Consider the following 18,116-nt stretch of genomic DNA (forward strand, 5'->3'; position numbering starts at 1 on the left):
GGTATGAGTTAATGCATATTTTTATCGACTATTTTAATGAAATGATTAACTTTGCCGGTATTATTTTTTAATAAAGTTGAACAATATTAATATGATAAACTCTGTAATTACAGGTTCTGGACATTACCTGCCTAATAAAATTGTTACAAATGAACAGTTTGTTAACTACGAATTTTTTGATGATAACGGAAATCGCTTAGATAAAAGTGGTGAAGAAATCACTCGTAAATTTGAAGAAATTACAGAAATTAGAGAGAGACGATATGTAGAAGACGATTTATTGAATTCTGATATCGCAACAGAAGCTGCAAAAATTGCTATAGAAAGAGCAGGAATTGATCCTGAAGAATTAGATTATGTTATTTGTGCGCATAACTTTGGAGATATAGATCCAGTTGCGCGTCAAATAGATATTATGCCTTCTATTTCTGCCAAAGTGAAACATAAATTAGGAATCAAAAACCTAAAATGTAAACCTTATGATATGACATTTGGTTGCCCAGGCTGGATAGAGTCTTTGATTTTAGCACATCAATTTATACAAGCCAAAATAGCGAAGAAAATCTTAGTGATTGGTTCTGATACGTTATCTCGCGCAGTAGATCCGCACGATCGTACAGCGATGATTTTTGCTGATGGTGCTGGTGCTGTTGTTTTAGAGGCAAAAGAAGCAGATTATCAATACGGAATTATCAATCATGCTACGTTGTCATATAATGGTGATGAGATGAATTATTTGGTAAACGGAACGTCTCTTAATCCTGATTATGTTGGATCGATCAAAAATATCAATATGAAAGGACGTAAAGTGTATGAGTTTGTATTGAAAAATGTTCCGCCAGCGATTAAGGAATTGTTAGACGAAACAAATTTATCTATTACAGATATTGATAAAATATTATTACATCAAGCAAATGCAAAGATGGATCATGCGATGATTGAGCGTTTGTATAAACTATATGGTATCGAAATTCCAGAAAATGTAGACCCAATGACGGTTCAATTCTTAGGAAACACATCTGTCGCTACAGTTCCTACAATGTTTGATTTAATCAACGAAAATAATTTAGCACCACATCAATTCCGTGCAAATGATAAAATTATCATGGCTTCTGTTGGAGCAAGCATGAATATTAATGCGGTAATTTACCAATTCGAAAAATAACAAAAACTCTTATACTATTGTGAATACATTCGGAAGATTATTTAAAATTTCAACTTTTGGCGAAAGTCATGGTGTAGCAATTGGAGGTGTAATTGATGGCGTTCCAAGCGGAATCGAATTAGATTTTGATTGGATTCAAGCGCAATTAGATCGTCGTAAACCAGGACAATCTGCAATTGTAACACAACGAAAAGAACCAGATACAGTTCAATTTCTTTCAGGAATTTTTGAAGGAAAAACAACAGGGGCTTCTATCGGGTTTATTATTCCGAATGATAACCAAAAATCACATGATTACGATCATATCAAAGGTGTTTTTCGTCCTTCTCATGCCGATTTTACGTACGAAACCAAATATGGTGTACGCGATCATAGAGGTGGAGGAAGAACTTCTGCGCGCGAAACTGCGAATTGGGTTGTAGGTGGTGCGGTTGCGAAACATGTGATTCCTAACATTAATATTACAGCTTATGTAAGTGGTGTTGGTGAATTGAAGTTGGATAATGATTACTCTAAATTAGATTTTTCTAAAATTGAAGAAACAGCAGTTCGCTGTCCAGATTTGGAAATGGCAGAAAAAATGATTGATCGTATCAAAGAAATTCGCAAAGAAGGAGATACAATTGGTGGTGAAGTAACCTGTGTTATACAGAATGTGCCAGTTGGCTTAGGTGAACCAATTTTCGATAAATTACATGCACGTTTAGGACAAGCAATGATGTCGATAAATGCGGTAAAAGGTTTTGAATATGGCGAAGGTTTTGCTTCAACATCGATGAAAGGATCTGAAATGAATGATCAATTTAACCAAGATGGAACTACAAAAACCAATTATTCTGGCGGAATACAAGGTGGAGTTTCGAATGGAATGGATATTTATTTCAAGGTCGCTTTCAAGCCAGTTGCGACGCTAATGCAAGAACAAACTACATTGAATGCAGATGGAGAAATGGTAGAAATGCACGGAAAAGGTCGTCACGATCCTTGTGTGGTTCCAAGAGCCGTTCCTATTGTGGAGAGTTTAGCTGCAATGGTTTTGGCTGATATGTTGCTAATACAACGAACAAGAAATATATAAAATAAAAAATCCGTTCTGAAAAGAGCGGATTTTTTATTGTTGTCATTCTGAGCTTGTCGAAGAATTTTTATCTTCATATTATATAATCAGATTTCTTGACAAGCTCGAATTGACAACTTAGTTTATGTTTTATTATTTCTTAACCAAAATCTTTAATCTCCTTTCTGTATGTTTCTCCTATTGGAATTATTTTCTGATTGAGATAAACAGAATTTCCATCAATTGAAGTTAAAAAATCAAGGTTGATGATATACGAACGATGAATTCTTTTGAAATGATTTGGTAATTTTTCTTCAAAAGATTTCATGGTTTCTAAAACTAAAATTTTTTCGGTTTTGGTATGAATTCGGATATAATCTTTCAAGCCTTCGATGTAAATTAAATCCGAAAAGTTAACTTTTACTTGCTTTCCATCTGCTTTTACAAACAAATACGTTGATTGACTTTTAGTTGATTTTGCCTGAAAAAAATCAATGTACTTTTTTACTGAAGCATCAAAGCGTTCTTTCGTAATGGGTTTCAATAAATAATCAACTACATGAAAATTAAAACTTTCTAAAGCATAATTTGGATAAGCTGTTGTAACAATAAATTTCTGTGAATAATCAAGTATTTTCATTAACTGAATTCCTGTTAATTCGGGCATTTGAATGTCTGTAAAAATAAGTTCGACTTTATTATTTTTTAGGAAATCTATAGCTTCAAAAACTTCGGTTGTCGCAAGAGAAATGGTTAAATTATCGTTTTCAGAAGCGTGTTTTTTTAGTAATTCGACAGCTAATGGTTCGTCATCCAAAATAATACAATTAATTTTTGGCATCAATCGGGAATTTTAAATAAATATAAAAAGTATCTGAATTGTTATTAATCTCGAATGTATAATTATTTCCAAAATAATGATGCAATCTTCGTTTCAAATTTGTTAAACCAATTCCGGAAGTTTCATCTTTTTGATGTTGATTAATTTTATTTTCGACTGAAATTTCGACAAAAGTTGAAGTCGATTTGATTATAATTTTGATAGGCGTTTCTTTTATTTTTACAATTCCGTGTTTGATTGCATTTTCAATTAATGGCGATAAAATATAGGGATGAATTTGCGTTGAGTTATTTTCTATTTCAATTGTTTTATCAATATAAAATTTATCTCCAAAACGAATTTGTTCTAAGGCTAAATATTGATCGATATAATCAACTTCTTTCTTGATTTCAATTTTATCTTTATTGGTTTCGTAAGTTGTAAATCGCATGATTGAACTCAAATTTTCGATTGCTTTTAGCGATTTATCCGAGTTTACACTTACTAAGCTGTAAATGTTATTGAGCGTATTGAACAAAAAATGAGGATTAATCTGTGCTTTTAGAAAATTAATTTCTGCTTCGTTTTTTTCTTGTTCTATTGCGTTGTTTTGTTGTAATGTTTTGATTAAGTGAATGATTGACCATATGAAAATCGTGGTAAAAATATTACCACTTCCATAATATAAATTCTCGAAAGCGTATTCCCATAAAGGTGTTTTTTCGTGGTAGTTGACGATTCCAAATAACAAATCTGTTATTACTTGCTCTATTAAATAACGAACCAGTATGAATGTTAAGAATGAAAAGAAGATAAGTAACAAAGTTTTTTTCCAATTTCTGAAGTTAAAAAGCTTTGGAAGAATGAAAAAATAAATAATAGAAAACGTAATCATTTCGACAAAAAACATTGTAATCCCAAATAACTGATTGTTCTCTTTTACAAAAACAATAGGTATGCTGGTTTCTTTGCTGTACTTTATTCTAATAAAATAAAACAAGGAGTAAACGATCCAATAAATAATCAGTATAACCAATTCTTTTGTTTTGGAAAGTGATGGTAATTGATCTTTTTGGTTCATTGAAATTAGTTTTTGTAAAAGTAGTACGATTATTTTTTCGGTTAGTTAAGTTTCGTCGATTATTAGAGCGTGTTCGTCGATTAATAATCGCTAAAAATGTCAGATTGATAGAAATTTGAATTAAAATTAAACAATAACAAATGAAAAATTTATTTATCACAATCGTTGCCGTTCTTAGTTCTATCAATCTATCAGCGCAAACAAAGTATAATTTTCAAACAAAGTTTGATGATGCTGTGCCAGTTCTTAATATGGGAACGTTTCATATGGGGTATACACCAGATGCAAGTACGACTGAATTTGATGAGAATAATCAAGATAATGTTCGCCAAATACATGAAATTGCAAAGCAGATTGCAGCTTTTAAACCTACAATTATTTTGGTCGAACAAAATCCTTCTCGTAATAAAATGTTGAATAAACTTTTTCAAGATTATTTACTTGATCCTAAAATGAAATTTGAAAATCCAAACGAAGTTGAATTATTGGCTTATGAAGTTGGTCGATTAAGCGGGGCGAAGAAAATTTACGGCATCAATTATCAAGAAGATTATTTATATATGTTGGGCGATTTGTTGAAAGATCAAGATGATCCGACAGCATTTAAGAAATACATCGAATTGATGAGAAGTAATGAAACAAAAAATGGAGTTGCAAAGAAAGAAGTAAAACTGAAAGAGTTATTGCAATATTATAATCAACCAGAGTTTTTAGATTTTTCTGTAGCTGTTAATGCAGATATGTTAACAACGGTTTCGTACAGAAAATATCCAATAGGAGCAGAGCAAGCAGCGAAGTATTACCACAGAAATTTGGCTATGTTTTCTAATATGAATAATGTGTCAATTACAAAAGATGACCGCATTTTTGTATTGATGGGAGCGACGCATACAGCTTTCTTCAAAGATTTTTTGAGACGCTCACCAAAGTTTAAAGAAGTTAATACATTAGATTACCTAAAATAAAGACATAAAAAAACCTCGCAAACTGCGAGGTTTTTTTGTATATAGTTGAATAATAATTATTCTTCTGTAGATGGAGTTTCTTCTGTAGCAACTTCTTCAGTGATTTCCTCTTTTTTCGCTTTCTTGTCGTTAGCGTAAATTGGGTTATCGAAGTTAAAGAAAGAACCTTCTTCTGTATTAGCTTTAGCAGCTTTTTCAGCGTCTAATTTAGCTAATTCTGCTCTAGTTTTAGCAGCTTCTTCAGCAGCTTTGATAGATGCAGCATCTGGTACAATTTCGAATCCGAAATCTACTTCAACCTCTCTGTGGAAACGAACTTTTGCTTCGTATTTTCCTAAACGTTTGATAGTATTTCCAGGGATTCTAATATTTTTCTTCTCGATTTCAACACCAGCTTTTACTAAAGCTTCAGCTAAATCACCATTGTTAACAGATCCAAATAATTTGTCTCCAGCACCAACTTTAGCTTCAATTTTAACAACTAAACCGTCTAATTTAGACGCTTTTTCTTTAGCTGTAGCAATTAAAGTTGCTTCTTCAGCTTTACGAGCTTCTAAAACTTCGTTTAATTCTTTTACATTTTTTGGTGTAGCAACAGAAACTAATCCACGTGGGATTAAAAAGTTACGTGCGTATCCAGGTTTTACTGAAACAACTTCAAATTCAAAACCTAAACCTTCTACATCTTGTCTTAAAATTACGTTCATGATATTTTAATCTTTAGGTTATTATTTTAATTGATCTCCAATAAATGGCATTAATGCTAAGTGACGAGCTCTTTTAATCGCTTTAGAAACTTTTCTTTGGTATTTTAAAGAAGTTCCTGTGTAACGACGAGGTAAAATTTTACCTTGCTCATTCACGAATTGAATTAAGAAATCAGCATCTTTATAATCAACATACTTGATTCCAAATTTTTTGAAACGACAATATTTTGAATTTGATTGTGTTTCGATATCTAATGGAGATAAATAACGGATTTCTGATTCGTTACCACCTGCCGCTTTTTTTGCTAAATCGTCAATTGCCATGGCTTAATTACTTGTTAGAGTTAGACTTTAATTTTGTTCTGCGTTTTTCAGCCCAGTCCATACCGTGCTTATCTAATTTCACAGTTAAGAAACGTAGTACACGCTCATCACGTTTGTAAGCTACTTCTAATTGAGATACTAATTCAGCATTCTCAGTTTTAAATTCTACTAAGTGGTAAAATCCGTTTCTTTTGTTTTGAATTGAGTAAGCTAATTTTTTTAAGCCCCAATTTTCTTTTGCAACGATTTCTCCTCCGTTAGCAGTAACAAAGTCATTAAATTTATTAACTGCTTCCTCTACCTGAGATTCAGATAGAACGGGAGTCAAAATGAAAACAGTTTCGTAATGTGTCATTTTTAACTTCTTTAAGTTATTATTATACTAAAATTCGAGGTGCAAATATATAAATAATAATTTGATTAACACAAATGAATGTTTATTGAATATTTATAAAGTGTTTAAATATTGATATAGATAGGGTTGTTGTTTTATTTTGAATTTTTACTCGATTTTTTTTAAAATAAATTTGCAGATTAAAAAAAGTAACTTATATTTGTCAACATAAAAGGCTAATGGCTTTTTCATAGGTTTAGGTTGGTTAAGGTTAAAACCCTCGTTTCTGCGAGGGTTTTCCTTTTTTATATAAAAACATCTTCTTAAATTTGGTCATATTAATTAATGTAAATTTTTATGACAACAAAATACAATCCTATTCCAAGCGAGCTATTTGTGAAGAATAGAGCGAAATTTGTAAAAGCAATGAAACCTCATTCAATTGCGATTTTTAATTCAAACGATATTTATCCAATTTCTTCTGATTCTACTTTACCATTTGCACAGCATCGTGATATTTTTTATTTATCTGGTGTAGATCAAGAAGAATCTGTCTTGGTTCTTTTTCCTGATGCTTATGATCCAAAGTATAGAGAGATTTTATTTGTTCGCGAAACAAATGATCATATTGCTGTTTGGGAAGGCGAAAAGTTATCGAAAGCACAAGGGACTGAAGTTTCTGGAATAAAAACAGTTCTTTGGTTACAAGATTTACCAGGTGTTTTGCGTAAACTAATGGTAGAAGCAGAGAATGTTTATGTAAACAAGAACGAACATTATCGTGTAACAGAAGCGCCGCAAGTAGAAACACGAGAAGATCGTTTTGTAAAACAATTGAAACAAGATTATCCAGGACATACTTATTTACGTTCTAATCCTATTTTGCAACGAATTCGTTCTGTAAAAGAAACAGAAGAAATTCAATTAATTCAACATGCGTGTGATATTACTGAAAAAGGATTTCGTCGTGTTTTAAATTTTATTCAACCAGGTGTTTGGGAATTTGAGATAGAAGCAGAATTTGTTCACGAATTTATTCGTAATCGTTCAAAAGGGTTTGCATATACACCAATTATTGCATCTGGTAACAATGCAAATGTGTTACATTATATTCAGAATAATCAACAATGTCAAGATGGCGATTTGATTTTATTTGATGTTGCAGCAGAATATGCTAATTATTCATCAGATATGTCGCGTACAGTTCCAGTTAATGGAAAATATACTGCTCGTCAACGCGAAGTATATGACGCTGTTTTACGTTGTAAAAAAGAAGCAGAAACAATGTTGGTTCCTGGAAATAACTGGTACAAATACCATGAAGAATTAGGAAAAGTGTATACATCTGAATTGTTAGGTTTAGGATTATTGGATAAAGCTGATGTACAAAACGAAGATCCAGCTTGGCCAGCTTATAAAAAATACATGATGCACGGAACATCTCATCACATGGGATTAGATACACATGATTATGGTTTATTGACTGATGATTTTGTTGCTGGAATGGTTTTTACAAACGAACCAGGTTTCTATATTCCTGCAGAAGGTTTCGGAATTCGTCTAGAGGATGATTATGTAATTCAGAATGAAGGAAAACCTTTCAATTTGATGCAGAATATTCCGTTGGAAGCAGAAGAAATCGAAGATTTAATGAATAAATAGTCTTTTTAGATTTTTCATAACATAAAAAGGAACTCAATATTGAGTTCCTTTTTTATTTATAGAATAATTGTTTGTTTTAACTACAGCTCATGACTTGGAATATCATCAAGACCAAGCATTTCTTTTGCTAATTCTATCATTCGAGGAGTACCTGTGTGTTTGTTTTTTTCGTCCGAAAGTTTTACAACACCAGTCCAAGGAATGTCAATAGAAGAAATTTCAGTTAACTTCATCACAATATTCATTGGGCGAAGATCTGTATCATTGGTCAAATCTGTACCAATACCAAAAGATAAACCAATTCTTCCTTTGAAAGCTTTGGTGATCATTTCTACTTTTTCAGAATTTAATCCATCCGAGAAAATAATCGTTTTGAACAACGGATTGATTCCCATTTTTTCGTAGTGCGCAATTGTTTTTTCTCCAAATTCGATCGGATCTCCCGAATCGTGGCGAACTCCATCAAATAATTTTGATAATTTTTTATCAAACTGACCAAAGAAAACATCAGAAGTATAAGTGTCTGTTAAAGCAATACCTAAATCGCCATAATATACTTTTACCCATCTGTCTAAGCTCATAGAGTTTGCTACTTTGAAACCATAACGAGCTCCGTGAAACATAAACCATTCGTGCGCGTGTGTGCCAATTGGTTTTACACCATATTTATGTGCAAAATGTACATTAGATGTTCCGACGAAACTTTTTCCTTTGTGATTAGTTAATTCTTTTACAACTTCGTCTTGTACTTCGTAACTATGACGACGACGCGTACCAAATTCGGCAACTGTAACTTCTAAACGATTGTATAAATCAACTTTGTCACTGGTGCGTTTGGTAATTTCTTCGTTAGATACGCGATTTGCATTAGTTAATTTATAATATAATTCACTGATTAAACATAGGATAGGAACTTCCCATAAAATTGTTCTGTACCAATATCCTTCTACATAAACTTCTACGTCTGATCCGTTTTGAACGATTTTTACTTCAGAAGAATCGTAGCGATAACCTTGTAAAAAGTCTAAATAGGCAGGACTTAAGTATGGACAGCTTTTTGTAAAAAAATCTTTTTCAGCTTTTGTTAAAGCAAGACTTTCCATTGCTTTAATTTCATTTTGTAAAGCTTCAGCAAAGCCTTCCGGAAATTCGTGTTTTCCTCTATTGATAAATTTGTAGCGTGCAATTACATCTGGGTATAGTTTTGTTACGCCAAATTGCATGGTAAACTTATAAAAGTCGTTATCTATGATTGATTTTATTATACTCATTTTATTGGTTTAGTTATAAAAATTCGAAAAATAAAGATATAAAAAAACCATCATTTTACTGATGGTTTTCTGTTTTTTGTATTGAAACAACTTATTTTGTTGTCGTTGTTCTTTCTTCTGTTTTAACTAACTCGATATTATAGATAAAACTTGCATCTCTGTATTGAGAGTATTCTGTTAACGCATTTCCAGTGTAAAATTTGTTACGACCATATGCTAAGCGAGATGGTAAAATAATTACACCTTGAAAATTATATCCGTCTTGTACAGAACGATCAGTAGATTTAAAATGTTTTAAAGCTTCTGTAAAGTTTTTTAATTCTACATTTAATCTTGTAACCCCATTTTTAGCTTCTATTTCTGATGGAATAAAATAATAAAATGAAGGATCTGTTAATGCAGAACCATCTCCAGCATCAATAGATGATCCATTGTTACCTAAAGATAAAGCTCCATAATGCTTTTGTAATGGGTTATTAACTTTATCCATATCATTCGTAGCTCTAAAAGATGTACTTAAATAACTCAAATGAATTTTAGTTTTATCATTTGACTCAATTGTACTCCCTTTTCCGATATGGTTAGGATTTTCAGCATACCAATAACCTATAGGATCTTGTTTAGCTATTTTTTTTAAAGCTGGATAAGCATCATCTTCATTTCCTTTAATTGTATCAAACTTTGTTAGTTTACCATTTTTAGGTGAAAAATAGTAGTCTTCAAGTATTTCATTAATAGCTTTATCATCTAATGCATTTCTTTCTTCTACCGGAATTTTAGTTTCTTTATCAACTCCATTATCATCATCATTATTACAGCTAACTAAAAAAGCAGAACTCGCAATTAAAGTAACAAAGAATTTCTTTATCATGTTATTTCGATTTATATTGCGAATTTAGAAAAAATATTATTCTAACCTAGCAAATAATGATTTTTATATGAGATTAGATAAATTTCTGTGGAGTGTGAGATATTACAAAACAAGATCTTTGGCTACAGATGCTTGCAAAAAGAATCGAATAAAAGTAAATGGAGCAGTAGCAAAAGCGTCGAGAGAAATTATAGCAAGTGATACACTTGAGGTGAAAAAAGATCAAATTAATTTATCTTTTAAAGTAATTCAAGTACCAAAAAATAGAATAGGAGCTAAATTATTAACCTTACATATTGTTGATACAACACCTAAAGAGGAATATGAAGTGCTAGAGCTTCGTAAATTATCTCAAGATTATTATCGCGAGAAAGGGGAGGGAAGACCTACGAAGAAAGATCGTCGCGATTTAGAAGATTATATTGAAGATAATAATGAGGAAAATATTATTATAGCAGAAGATCTGGATTAACTCCAGATCTTCTCTGTTTTTAGATGATTCATTATCTGATCCAAAATCTCTAAAGTACTTTGAGTCGAGATATTGATCGTATATTTTGCCTTTTCGTAATATTGATTACGTTCAAATAAATGTTTTGCAATAAACTCGGTTAACTCTTCATTATTTAAATGAGCAATTAACGGACGATTTTCTTTCTTGTTTTCTAATCGTTTTACCAATTGGGGTAATTGTACTCGCATAAAGACTGAAACAGAATTTTTGACAATTTCGTCCATATTATCATAATAAACTGGTGTTCCACCACCTAAAGAAAGAACAATGTTAGTTGTCGTTAAAACTTCTTTCAAAGCTTCACGTTCCTTTTTACGAAAGCCTAATTCGCCTTCCTTTTCAAATATTTCAGCTATTTTTAATTGATATTTATCTTCGATGAAATCATCTAAATCAATAAATTGATAACCTAATGCTTTTGCCAAATCTTTGCCAGTAGTCGATTTTCCACTACCCATATAGCCAACTAAAGAAACTATCATAATTTAATCTACTGGTAAATCTTCAGAATAAAAAATAGTCAATCTCGCATAACCATCATTTGTGTCAATTTGGTACGAATAGGTGTTCTCCAAACGACGTGCGTCATAACGCTCAACATTATACGTAACCTTGTAATCTTCGTTTGTTACAGTTGCATTAGAATGATGATATTTAGATTCTGGCGCATTTTTTTTGATCTCAGCGCGATATTGATTCAAGAATTTAATTGGGAAGGTATACGTTAATTTATAAACAATCTCTTGAGAAATTTGTAGAGCTGTAACTTTATTAATAAAAAAAGTTCCTTGGGTTAGTTTTTTAATTTTAAGAGAATCTACACGATCATTGTTCTGAATGTATAGGTTTTTACCAAGTTTAGATACTTTAAAACATTTATCATTCATTCTTTGATGAATTACTTGAGGATTTTCTTTGATTAAATCTTTTAATTCTTTCAAAGTAAAATTACCTAAATGTGCATCTTTTGTTTCTTGATTACAATTGTTGGCATACTCAGAATCCGGAACATCTGCTTCAGGATTATCAGATTTTTTGCACGACACAACTAAAAATAATACAATAACTATATAAAAAATCTTCTTCTTCATTTTCTAAATTCAATCTAAAATTAGCTTTTTCTATTTATTTTAGGCTAATAACACAGATTTGTTGGTTGACAAATATACTATTTATATCATTTAACAAGTCTAAAAAAATAACTTTCTCATCATTAATTTTACAGTTTTTGAACCTCAATTTAACACATTGTAATTTTTTTTTAAAAATTACGTAATTTTAAGTTCTTAAAACCGAAATGTTTAATTAATAATTTAGAAAAAATATCTAAAAACGTTTGTTAAATTAGTATTAAACGTTCTATATTTGCAGTCGATTTAAGGAACCGACCTGGTAGCTCAGTTGGTAGAGCACAACACTTTTAATGTTGGGGTCCTGGGTTCGAGCCCCAGCCCGGTCACTTAGTCAAAACGTTCTTTTATTTTACCGAAATAAATAAAAAACATTATTCGTTTTGAAAATTCAGATATAGTCGTATATTTGCAGTCCAAAAAAACGGAGACCTGGTAGCTCAGTTGGTAGAGCACAACACTTTTAATGTTGGGGTCCTGGGTTCGAGCCCCAGCCCGGTCACAAACTTCATGTTATTGAGAAGTCTAAAAACAATAACACTCCAAAAACGGAGACCTGGTAGCTCAGTTGGTAGAGCACAACACTTTTAATGTTGGGGTCCTGGGTTCGAGCCCCAGCCCGGTCACAAACTTCATGTTATTGAGAAGTCTAAAAACAATAACACTCCAAAACGGAGACCTGGTAGCTCAGTTGGTAGAGCACAACACTTTTAATGTTGGGGTCCTGGGTTCGAGCCCCAGCCCGGTCACAAGAAGCCAAGCAGTAATGCTTGGCTTTTTTTATGGAAAAAAATGATGGTATTTTATTGATTTTATTTCGTAATAAAAATGTATTTTTAGATTCAAAATCAACCAAATCTGAAACTTACAACTTCTATAAAAAATACCTCGTGGTGGAAAATACTACTTTTCCTTGTTTGGCTTTATTTCTTCGGATTAATGCTACAAATCACGTTGCGTTATATTCCGATTTCGTCGGATGTTTCATTTTTAGCCATCAAACAAGATGAGGTGACAACGATTCCAAGTTATTTAACCATCTTTTACATTCACGTTTATTCGGCAATATTTACATTGTTTTTTGGTATTGTTCAATTCATTAAAATTACCAATCCACAAATCAGAAAAATACATCGACTTTTCGGTAAATTCTATTTTTATATCACTGTTTTATTAGCTGCTCCGAGTGGAATTTACATTGGTTTTTATGCAAACGGAGAATTAATAGCGCAATCAGCTTTTGTGATTTTAGGTGTTCTTTGGTGGATTTTTACAGTAATTGCAGTTGTTAAAATTAAGCAAGGAAATATTCAATCGCACCGAAATTTTATGCTTCGTAGTTATGCATTGGCTATTTCTGCGCTTACGTTACGCGCTTGGAAAGTGATTTTGGTTTATCTTTTTCATCCAGCACCAATGGATGTTTATCAAATTATAGCTTGGTTGGGATTTGTTCCTAATTTATTACTCGTAGAATATTATATTTATAAAACTAAACAATCTAAAATATGAAAAAATTAGTACTACTTATTTGTACAACATTTGTTGTTTTTAGCTGTAAAGATGACAAAAAAGATGCTGTGAAAAATGATTCATCTAATGATACTGTTTCATCTATTCATATCGAGCCAACACAAGAAGATGTTGGGCTTTGGTCTGGAATTTTTGAGGCAGATTCAGTTGATTATGATAAAGGAGATAATTGGTCGCTTCGAAACCGAATAAGTATCGTTATTCAGAAAATAAATAGCGATAATACTGTCGAGGGATACAGTGTTTCGGCCGGAAATATAAGACCATTTAAAGGCGATTTGGTGAAGGAAGGTAATTCGCGTTATGTGATGGCGAATGAGCCTGGAGATCAAAAATATGATGGAACGTTTAAGTTTAATATTTCTGAAAAAGATGATTCTATCTATGGAACTTGGATTTCGAAGCGAAAAGATTTACCTGTACTTTCTCGAAAATTTAGTTTGAAAAAAACAGCGTTTAACTATAATCCTAAAAATATTTTAATTCAACCAAAATACGGCGTAGGTGAAGAATATGCGGATGAATATGATAATGTAGATTGGGTGAATTCTAAAAAGGAAAAGTATGATGTTGGAGAGGATGGTGAAGAGTATTTTTATGATGTACAGCGTTCGGCATCAGATGAAATTTATAAGATAAATGGATCAACGCAAAAGTTGACGGAGAAACAATTGAAAAATCTTCATAAATTAGATTTAGAGATTATTCGCAATACAATTTATGCGCGTCATGGGTATTCGTTTGCGAATCGTGGTGCTCGTCAGTTTTTTGATTACGTAGATTGGTATGTGCCTTTGTACACAAATGTTGAAGATAAATTATCGCCAACGGAGAAAGAAAATATTGCATTGTTGAAGCGTTTTGAGAAATATGCAACCGATAATTACCAACAATACGGACGATAATCATTGAATTATTATATCAGGGAATCTGCTATACTTTAGTGTAGCAGATTTTTTTATATCAATAATATAGGAAGAAACAAATTAATTTGTCAAAGCTTATTTTTGGGATTATTTTAAGCTGAAAATAAATCAGTTAAAACAATAAAAGTATAGCTTCAAAACTTAAAATGAGAAGAAAACACTTTTTAAAGAAATCCTTTTTCATTAATCAATCTGTAAATAAATAGTGTTTTTAGTAAATAATCTTCATTAAAATTAAATTTATCTAAACTAATTGTTTGCTAAATTAAATTAAATCAAAAGTATAGTAATAAAAAATAAATTTGTCGTAAATTTGCACCCATAATTTTCAAGGATGCAAAACATTAGAAATATTGCGATTATCGCACACGTTGACCACGGTAAAACAACATTGGTTGACAAAATTCTTCACAGTGGAAACGTTTTCAGAGAAAACCAAGATTCTGGTGAATTAATCATGGATAACAATGATATCGAGCGTGAAAGAGGGATTACGATCTTCTCTAAAAATGCTTCGGTAGAGTACAAAGGTGTAAAAATCAATGTGATCGATACTCCTGGCCACGCGGATTTCGGTGGAGAGGTTGAGCGCGTATTGAAAATGGCTGATGGTGTAATCTTATTAGTTGATGCTTTTGAGGGACCAATGCCTCAAACACGTTTCGTTTTAGGAAAAGCATTAGAGTTAGGTTTAAAACCATTAGTAGTAATTAATAAAGTTGATAAAGAAAACTGTCGTCCTGATGAGGTTTATGACAAAGTTTTCGAATTATTCTTCAACTTAGATGCTACAGAAGATCAATTAGATTTCCCTGCATTCTACGGTTCTTCTAAACAAGGATGGTTTAATACAGAGAATGTACGTACAGAAAATATTTTACCATTAATGGATGGTATTTTAGAGCACGTTCCAGCTCCAGAAGCTCACGAAGGAGATTTACAAATGCAAATTACATCTTTAGATTACTCTAAATTCTTAGGACGTATTGCTGTAGGTAAAGTAACTCGTGGAGTTTTAAAAGAAGGTGATTGGGTTGCGTTAGCAAAACCTGATGGATCTTTCAAAAAGAATAAAATCAAAGAATTATATACTTTTACAGGTTTAGGAAAAGTAAAAGCGACTGAAGTAAAAGCAGGAGATATTTGTGCTGTTGTTGGTATTGATGGTTTCCAGATTGGTGATACAATTGCTGATCCAGAAAATCCAGAGGCATTACCAGTTATGCACATTGATGAGCCTACGATGAACATGTCTTTCGGAATTAACAACTCACCATTCTTTGGTAAAGATGGTAAATTTGTAACATCTCGTCACTTAGTAGATCGTTTAACAGATGAGTTAGAGCGTAACTTAGCGTTACGTGTAGAGCCTACAGAAGATTCTAATACACAATTAGTTTACGGACGTGGTATTATGCACTTATCTGTATTAATTGAGACAATGCGTCGCGAAGGTTATGAGTTAACAGTTGGACAACCACAAGTTATCTTCAAAGAAATTGATGGTGTTAAATGTGAACCATACGAAACATTAGTAATTGATGTTCCAGATGATTATTCTTCTAAAGCAATTGATTTAGTAACTCAACGTAAAGGAGATTTATTAGTGATGGAAGCGAAAGAAGGTATGCAACACTTAGAATTCGAAATTCCTTCTCGTGGTTTAATTGGTTTACGTTCGTTAATGTTAACTAATACTGCTGGTGAGGCTGTAATGGCGCACAATTTCTTAGCATACAAACCTTTCAAAGGTGCTATTGCTGGGCGTTCTGCAGGAGTTATTATCTCTAAAGATCAAGGAACTTCGACACCATATTCTATTGATAAATTACAAGATCGTGGTAAATTCTTTATCGCTCCAGGTGAAGAGGTTTACGAAGGTATGATTGTAGGAGAGCACTCTCGTAACAATGATTTAGTTGTAAATGTTGTTGAGGCTAAGAAATTAAATAACATTCGTGCAGCTGGTAAAGATGATTCATCTTCTATCGCTCCTAAAATCGAAATGACTTTAGAAGAATGTATGGAGTATATCCAAGGTGATGAGTGTATCGAAGTTACACCAAACTTTATTCGTTTACGTAAAATTCACTTAAAAGAGAATGATCGTAAGCGTTTTGAAAAATCAATGAGCTAATCATTTATTGAAATTATAGAAAAAACCAGAAGTTTAACTTCTGGTTTTTTTATGGGTAATATTTTGAATAGTAAAATATCACTAGAAATAGTGATGTTTTAATTTAATGTGCTGAATTACATTTGCTTATTAATCACTCTTTAATTATTTACCTATGAAAAAAGTTTATCTTTTAGCAAGTATGATTACATTGCTACTATCTACAAATTCATTTGCTCAGGTTGGAATAAGTTCTGCAACTTCATTTACACCAGATACAAATTCTATCTTAGACGCAAGTTCAACTACAAAAGGAGTTTTATTACCAAGAGTAGCTTTAACATCAACAACTACACTGGCTCCAATTACTGGGACATCAACAGCTCCCGAATCATTGTTTGTTTATAATACATCAACAGCTGGAACTTCTCCAAATAATGTAACGCCAGGTTTCTATTTTTGGACAGGTTCACTTTGGAAAAGAGTATTAAATACTGATAATGAGGCTAAACCAATGGTTTTTTATGCACCTAGTATAGCTTTAGATACAACTACTGGTACACATACTGTAGATTTGTATTTGGAATATAAGAACCAATTTGGAGCACCAAAATATTCATCAAATGTTGATACGCCTTTAACTACCTATACGGTTGGTCAATTAGCTTATTTTATTACTTATATAGATGAAACAGTATTTACTTCTCCAAGTTTGTCTATTGATGGTAAATTAACGTACACTGTTCCTGCAACACCTACTATTACAGAGAAGACGTTTATTAATGTAGTTTTCAAGGTTAGAAATTAATAAATAGGATATGAAAAAAATCTATTTATTTTTTGTTTTCGTACTAAGTATTTTCGGTACGAAGGCATTTGCTGCAGATTTTTATTGGACAGGAAAAGGACCAAATAGTAATTACAATTCATTGCAAAACTGGGCTTTAGGTAGTGTAAGTGGAGGAATGCCCACTGTAGTTCCTGGAGCTAGTGATAATGTCTTTTTTACAGATGGAGCAACAAAGTATAATGTTGATTTTAGTCAATCAAATATTGTATTTAATAACTTTACATCTAATTCTACTACTAATGATTTTGTATTTAGATTAACGGCTCCTAGCGGATCTGCAAAAACGTTAACCATTAATGGAGTAATGAATTTGTCATCTCGCGCTAGTTTTTATAGTAGTTCTTCAGGTGATATTAATTATGTTGGATCTTTAATTCTTAAGAATAGTCCTATTTTAAATAATAATGAACTTGCTGTTTATTTGGTATTTAATTCAGGGACTAATATTGCTATCGCAAATAATTTTAATGCAATGTCTATTGTTGTAGATAATGGGACAACGTTAGACTTGTCTAATAGAACAGTTTATTTAAAGAAATACACGAATCTTGATAGTGAAGCTGGAATGTTGAAACTAATGAATAGTGCTAGTGGAATTAAGTTAAACTCAACAACAATACATACAGAGACAATATGGTTTTTGGATTTAAATTTATCAAAATCTGATTTTGTAATCTTCCCCTTGTTAGGAACATTTAAAAGTATAGTTTTTATTTAATATTATTGTATTATTATTTTGATTAATTTGAAATGTAGGAAAATCATTAGGATTTTTGACCTTACCATATTT

Annotated in this window: 18 protein-coding genes, 4 tRNA genes and 1 pseudogene; 14 read left to right on the plus strand and 9 right to left on the minus strand. The window is 31.8% G+C overall.

All coding sequences use genetic code 11. The annotated features are described in order from the left end of the window. Nucleotides 1-91 precede the first annotated feature (91 nt). Nucleotides 92-1,165, plus strand: a complete 1,074-nt coding sequence (locus tag QHG34_RS06275; RefSeq protein ID WP_282629349.1) for a 3-oxoacyl-ACP synthase III family protein — start codon at nt 92-94, stop codon at nt 1,163-1,165. A 19-nt stretch (nt 1,166-1,184) separates the two neighbouring features. Further along, complete coding sequence (gene aroC / locus QHG34_RS06280) at nt 1,185-2,243, plus strand: chorismate synthase (protein ID WP_282629350.1); 1,059 nt, start codon at nt 1,185-1,187, stop codon at nt 2,241-2,243. A 139-nt stretch (nt 2,244-2,382) separates the two neighbouring features. Here aroC and QHG34_RS06285 read toward each other — a convergent pair whose 3' ends face one another. Then, nucleotides 2,383-3,063, minus strand: a complete 681-nt coding sequence (locus QHG34_RS06285) for a LytR/AlgR family response regulator transcription factor (protein WP_282629351.1) — start codon at nt 3,061-3,063, stop codon at nt 2,383-2,385. Next, nucleotides 3,050-4,123, minus strand: a complete 1,074-nt coding sequence (locus QHG34_RS06290; protein WP_282629352.1) for a sensor histidine kinase — start codon at nt 4,121-4,123, stop codon at nt 3,050-3,052. Before QHG34_RS06290 ends, QHG34_RS06285 begins: the two co-directional genes overlap by 14 nt. Nucleotides 4,124-4,263: 140 nt before the next feature. Here QHG34_RS06290 and QHG34_RS06295 point away from each other — a divergent pair, with 140 nt between their 5' ends. Then, complete coding sequence (locus tag QHG34_RS06295) at nt 4,264-5,088, plus strand: DUF5694 domain-containing protein (RefSeq protein ID WP_282629353.1); 825 nt, start codon at nt 4,264-4,266, stop codon at nt 5,086-5,088. 209 nt (nt 5,089-5,297) lie between these two features. Here QHG34_RS06295 and rplI read toward each other — a convergent pair. From rplI to rpsF, 3 genes and pseudogenes are all read right to left on the minus strand, one after another. Beyond that, nucleotides 5,298-5,795 (minus strand): annotated as a pseudogene (rplI, locus tag QHG34_RS06300) (50S ribosomal protein L9); the annotation flags it as partial. A 21-nt stretch (nt 5,796-5,816) separates the two neighbouring features. Continuing rightward, a complete protein-coding gene (gene rpsR / locus QHG34_RS06305) occupies nt 5,817-6,119 on the minus strand; it encodes a 30S ribosomal protein S18 (RefSeq protein ID WP_282629354.1) in 303 nt (100 codons plus the stop codon). A gap of 7 nt (nt 6,120-6,126) precedes the next feature. Further along, nucleotides 6,127-6,474, minus strand: coding sequence for a 30S ribosomal protein S6 (gene rpsF, locus QHG34_RS06310; RefSeq protein ID WP_282629355.1), 348 nt, complete (start codon nt 6,472-6,474; stop codon nt 6,127-6,129). Nucleotides 6,475-6,810: 336 nt separating this feature from the next. On the opposite strand from rpsF, the gene QHG34_RS06315 reads away from it, so the two are divergent. Continuing rightward, complete coding sequence (locus QHG34_RS06315; protein ID WP_282629356.1) at nt 6,811-8,115, plus strand: aminopeptidase P family protein; 1,305 nt, start codon at nt 6,811-6,813, stop codon at nt 8,113-8,115. An 80-nt stretch (nt 8,116-8,195) separates the two neighbouring features. Here QHG34_RS06315 and pncB read toward each other — a convergent pair whose 3' ends face one another. Both pncB and QHG34_RS06325 read right to left on the minus strand, forming a co-directional pair. After that, entirely contained in the window at nt 8,196-9,386 is a 1,191-nt protein-coding gene (gene pncB, locus QHG34_RS06320; protein ID WP_282629357.1) for a nicotinate phosphoribosyltransferase, read from the minus strand. A gap of 91 nt (nt 9,387-9,477) precedes the next feature. Then, nucleotides 9,478-10,257 (minus strand): hypothetical protein, encoded by a 780-nt coding sequence (locus QHG34_RS06325; RefSeq protein ID WP_282629358.1) that lies wholly within the window; start codon nt 10,255-10,257, stop codon nt 9,478-9,480. Between the two features lie 67 nt (nt 10,258-10,324). Here QHG34_RS06325 and QHG34_RS06330 point away from each other — a divergent pair, with 67 nt between their 5' ends. Continuing rightward, a complete protein-coding gene (locus QHG34_RS06330; RefSeq protein ID WP_282629359.1) occupies nt 10,325-10,729 on the plus strand; it encodes an RNA-binding S4 domain-containing protein in 405 nt (134 codons plus the stop codon). Here the strand turns inward: QHG34_RS06330 and QHG34_RS06335 are convergent. Further along, complete coding sequence (locus tag QHG34_RS06335; protein WP_282629360.1) at nt 10,726-11,253, minus strand: shikimate kinase; 528 nt, start codon at nt 11,251-11,253, stop codon at nt 10,726-10,728. The two genes, QHG34_RS06330 and QHG34_RS06335, sit on opposite strands and share 4 nt — an antisense overlap. Nucleotides 11,254-11,256: 3 nt before the next feature. After that, nucleotides 11,257-11,862: a hypothetical protein gene (locus tag QHG34_RS06340; protein WP_282629361.1), complete on the minus strand. Its 606-nt coding sequence runs from the start codon at nt 11,860-11,862 to the stop codon at nt 11,257-11,259. A 295-nt stretch (nt 11,863-12,157) separates the two neighbouring features. Between QHG34_RS06340 and QHG34_RS06345 the strand changes: the two genes are divergently transcribed. The 9 genes from QHG34_RS06345 (at nt 12,158) to QHG34_RS06385 (ending at nt 18,044) form a co-directional block, all read left to right on the plus strand. Next, nucleotides 12,158-12,230: transfer RNA gene (locus tag QHG34_RS06345), tRNA-Lys, on the plus strand. 100 nt (nt 12,231-12,330) lie between these two features. After that, a tRNA-Lys gene (locus QHG34_RS06350) sits at nt 12,331-12,403 on the plus strand. Between the two features lie 51 nt (nt 12,404-12,454). Continuing rightward, nucleotides 12,455-12,527 (plus strand) — tRNA-Lys (locus QHG34_RS06355). Nucleotides 12,528-12,577: 50 nt separating this feature from the next. Beyond that, a tRNA-Lys gene (locus QHG34_RS06360) sits at nt 12,578-12,650 on the plus strand. Between the two features lie 190 nt (nt 12,651-12,840). Further along, the gene (locus QHG34_RS06365) at nt 12,841-13,413 is read left to right on the plus strand and encodes a DUF2306 domain-containing protein (protein ID WP_282629362.1); all 573 of its coding nucleotides are present in this window, start codon (nt 12,841-12,843) and stop codon (nt 13,411-13,413) included. Further along, complete coding sequence (locus QHG34_RS06370; RefSeq protein WP_282629363.1) at nt 13,410-14,339, plus strand: YARHG domain-containing protein; 930 nt, start codon at nt 13,410-13,412, stop codon at nt 14,337-14,339. The genes QHG34_RS06365 and QHG34_RS06370 overlap by 4 nt, the downstream gene beginning before the upstream one ends. Nucleotides 14,340-14,694: 355 nt before the next feature. Then, nucleotides 14,695-16,497, plus strand: coding sequence for a translational GTPase TypA (gene typA / locus QHG34_RS06375; protein WP_282629364.1), 1,803 nt, complete (start codon nt 14,695-14,697; stop codon nt 16,495-16,497). Nucleotides 16,498-16,651: 154 nt separating this feature from the next. Continuing rightward, nucleotides 16,652-17,284, plus strand: a complete 633-nt coding sequence (locus tag QHG34_RS06380) for a hypothetical protein (RefSeq protein ID WP_282629365.1) — start codon at nt 16,652-16,654, stop codon at nt 17,282-17,284. A 10-nt stretch (nt 17,285-17,294) separates the two neighbouring features. Next, complete coding sequence (locus QHG34_RS06385) at nt 17,295-18,044, plus strand: hypothetical protein (protein WP_282629366.1); 750 nt, start codon at nt 17,295-17,297, stop codon at nt 18,042-18,044. The last annotated feature ends 72 nt before the right edge of the window (nt 18,045-18,116 follow it).

Origin of the sequence: Empedobacter sedimenti (assembly GCF_030005555.1) — a bacterium.
GTDB classification, from domain to species: Bacteria; Bacteroidota; Bacteroidia; order Flavobacteriales; family Weeksellaceae; genus Empedobacter; species Empedobacter sedimenti.

What these genes read in the sequence shown, in the direction of transcription:
- QHG34_RS06295 (WP_282629353.1), top strand. Translation starts at nt 4,264, where the DNA reads ATGAAAAATTTATTTATCACAATCGTTGCCGTTCTTAGTTCTATCAAT.
- rpsF (WP_282629355.1), bottom strand. Translation starts at nt 6,474, where the DNA reads ATGACACATTACGAAACTGTTTTCATTTTGACTCCCGTTCTATCTGAA.
- typA (WP_282629364.1), top strand. Translation starts at nt 14,695, where the DNA reads ATGCAAAACATTAGAAATATTGCGATTATCGCACACGTTGACCACGGT.
- QHG34_RS06325 (WP_282629358.1), bottom strand. Translation starts at nt 10,257, where the DNA reads ATGATAAAGAAATTCTTTGTTACTTTAATTGCGAGTTCTGCTTTTTTA.
- QHG34_RS06315 (WP_282629356.1), top strand. Translation starts at nt 6,811, where the DNA reads ATGACAACAAAATACAATCCTATTCCAAGCGAGCTATTTGTGAAGAAT.
- QHG34_RS06370 (WP_282629363.1), top strand. Translation starts at nt 13,410, where the DNA reads ATGAAAAAATTAGTACTACTTATTTGTACAACATTTGTTGTTTTTAGC.
- QHG34_RS06335 (WP_282629360.1), bottom strand. Translation starts at nt 11,253, where the DNA reads ATGATAGTTTCTTTAGTTGGCTATATGGGTAGTGGAAAATCGACTACT.
- rpsR (WP_282629354.1), bottom strand. Translation starts at nt 6,119, where the DNA reads ATGGCAATTGACGATTTAGCAAAAAAAGCGGCAGGTGGTAACGAATCA.
- QHG34_RS06290 (WP_282629352.1), bottom strand. Translation starts at nt 4,123, where the DNA reads ATGAACCAAAAAGATCAATTACCATCACTTTCCAAAACAAAAGAATTG.
- QHG34_RS06385 (WP_282629366.1), top strand. Translation starts at nt 17,295, where the DNA reads ATGAAAAAAATCTATTTATTTTTTGTTTTCGTACTAAGTATTTTCGGT.
- QHG34_RS06380 (WP_282629365.1), top strand. Translation starts at nt 16,652, where the DNA reads ATGAAAAAAGTTTATCTTTTAGCAAGTATGATTACATTGCTACTATCT.
- QHG34_RS06275 (WP_282629349.1), top strand. Translation starts at nt 92, where the DNA reads ATGATAAACTCTGTAATTACAGGTTCTGGACATTACCTGCCTAATAAA.
- QHG34_RS06340 (WP_282629361.1), bottom strand. Translation starts at nt 11,862, where the DNA reads ATGAAGAAGAAGATTTTTTATATAGTTATTGTATTATTTTTAGTTGTG.
- QHG34_RS06365 (WP_282629362.1), top strand. Translation starts at nt 12,841, where the DNA reads ATGCTACAAATCACGTTGCGTTATATTCCGATTTCGTCGGATGTTTCA.
- QHG34_RS06285 (WP_282629351.1), bottom strand. Translation starts at nt 3,063, where the DNA reads ATGCCAAAAATTAATTGTATTATTTTGGATGACGAACCATTAGCTGTC.
- pncB (WP_282629357.1), bottom strand. Translation starts at nt 9,386, where the DNA reads ATGAGTATAATAAAATCAATCATAGATAACGACTTTTATAAGTTTACC.
- QHG34_RS06330 (WP_282629359.1), top strand. Translation starts at nt 10,325, where the DNA reads ATGAGATTAGATAAATTTCTGTGGAGTGTGAGATATTACAAAACAAGA.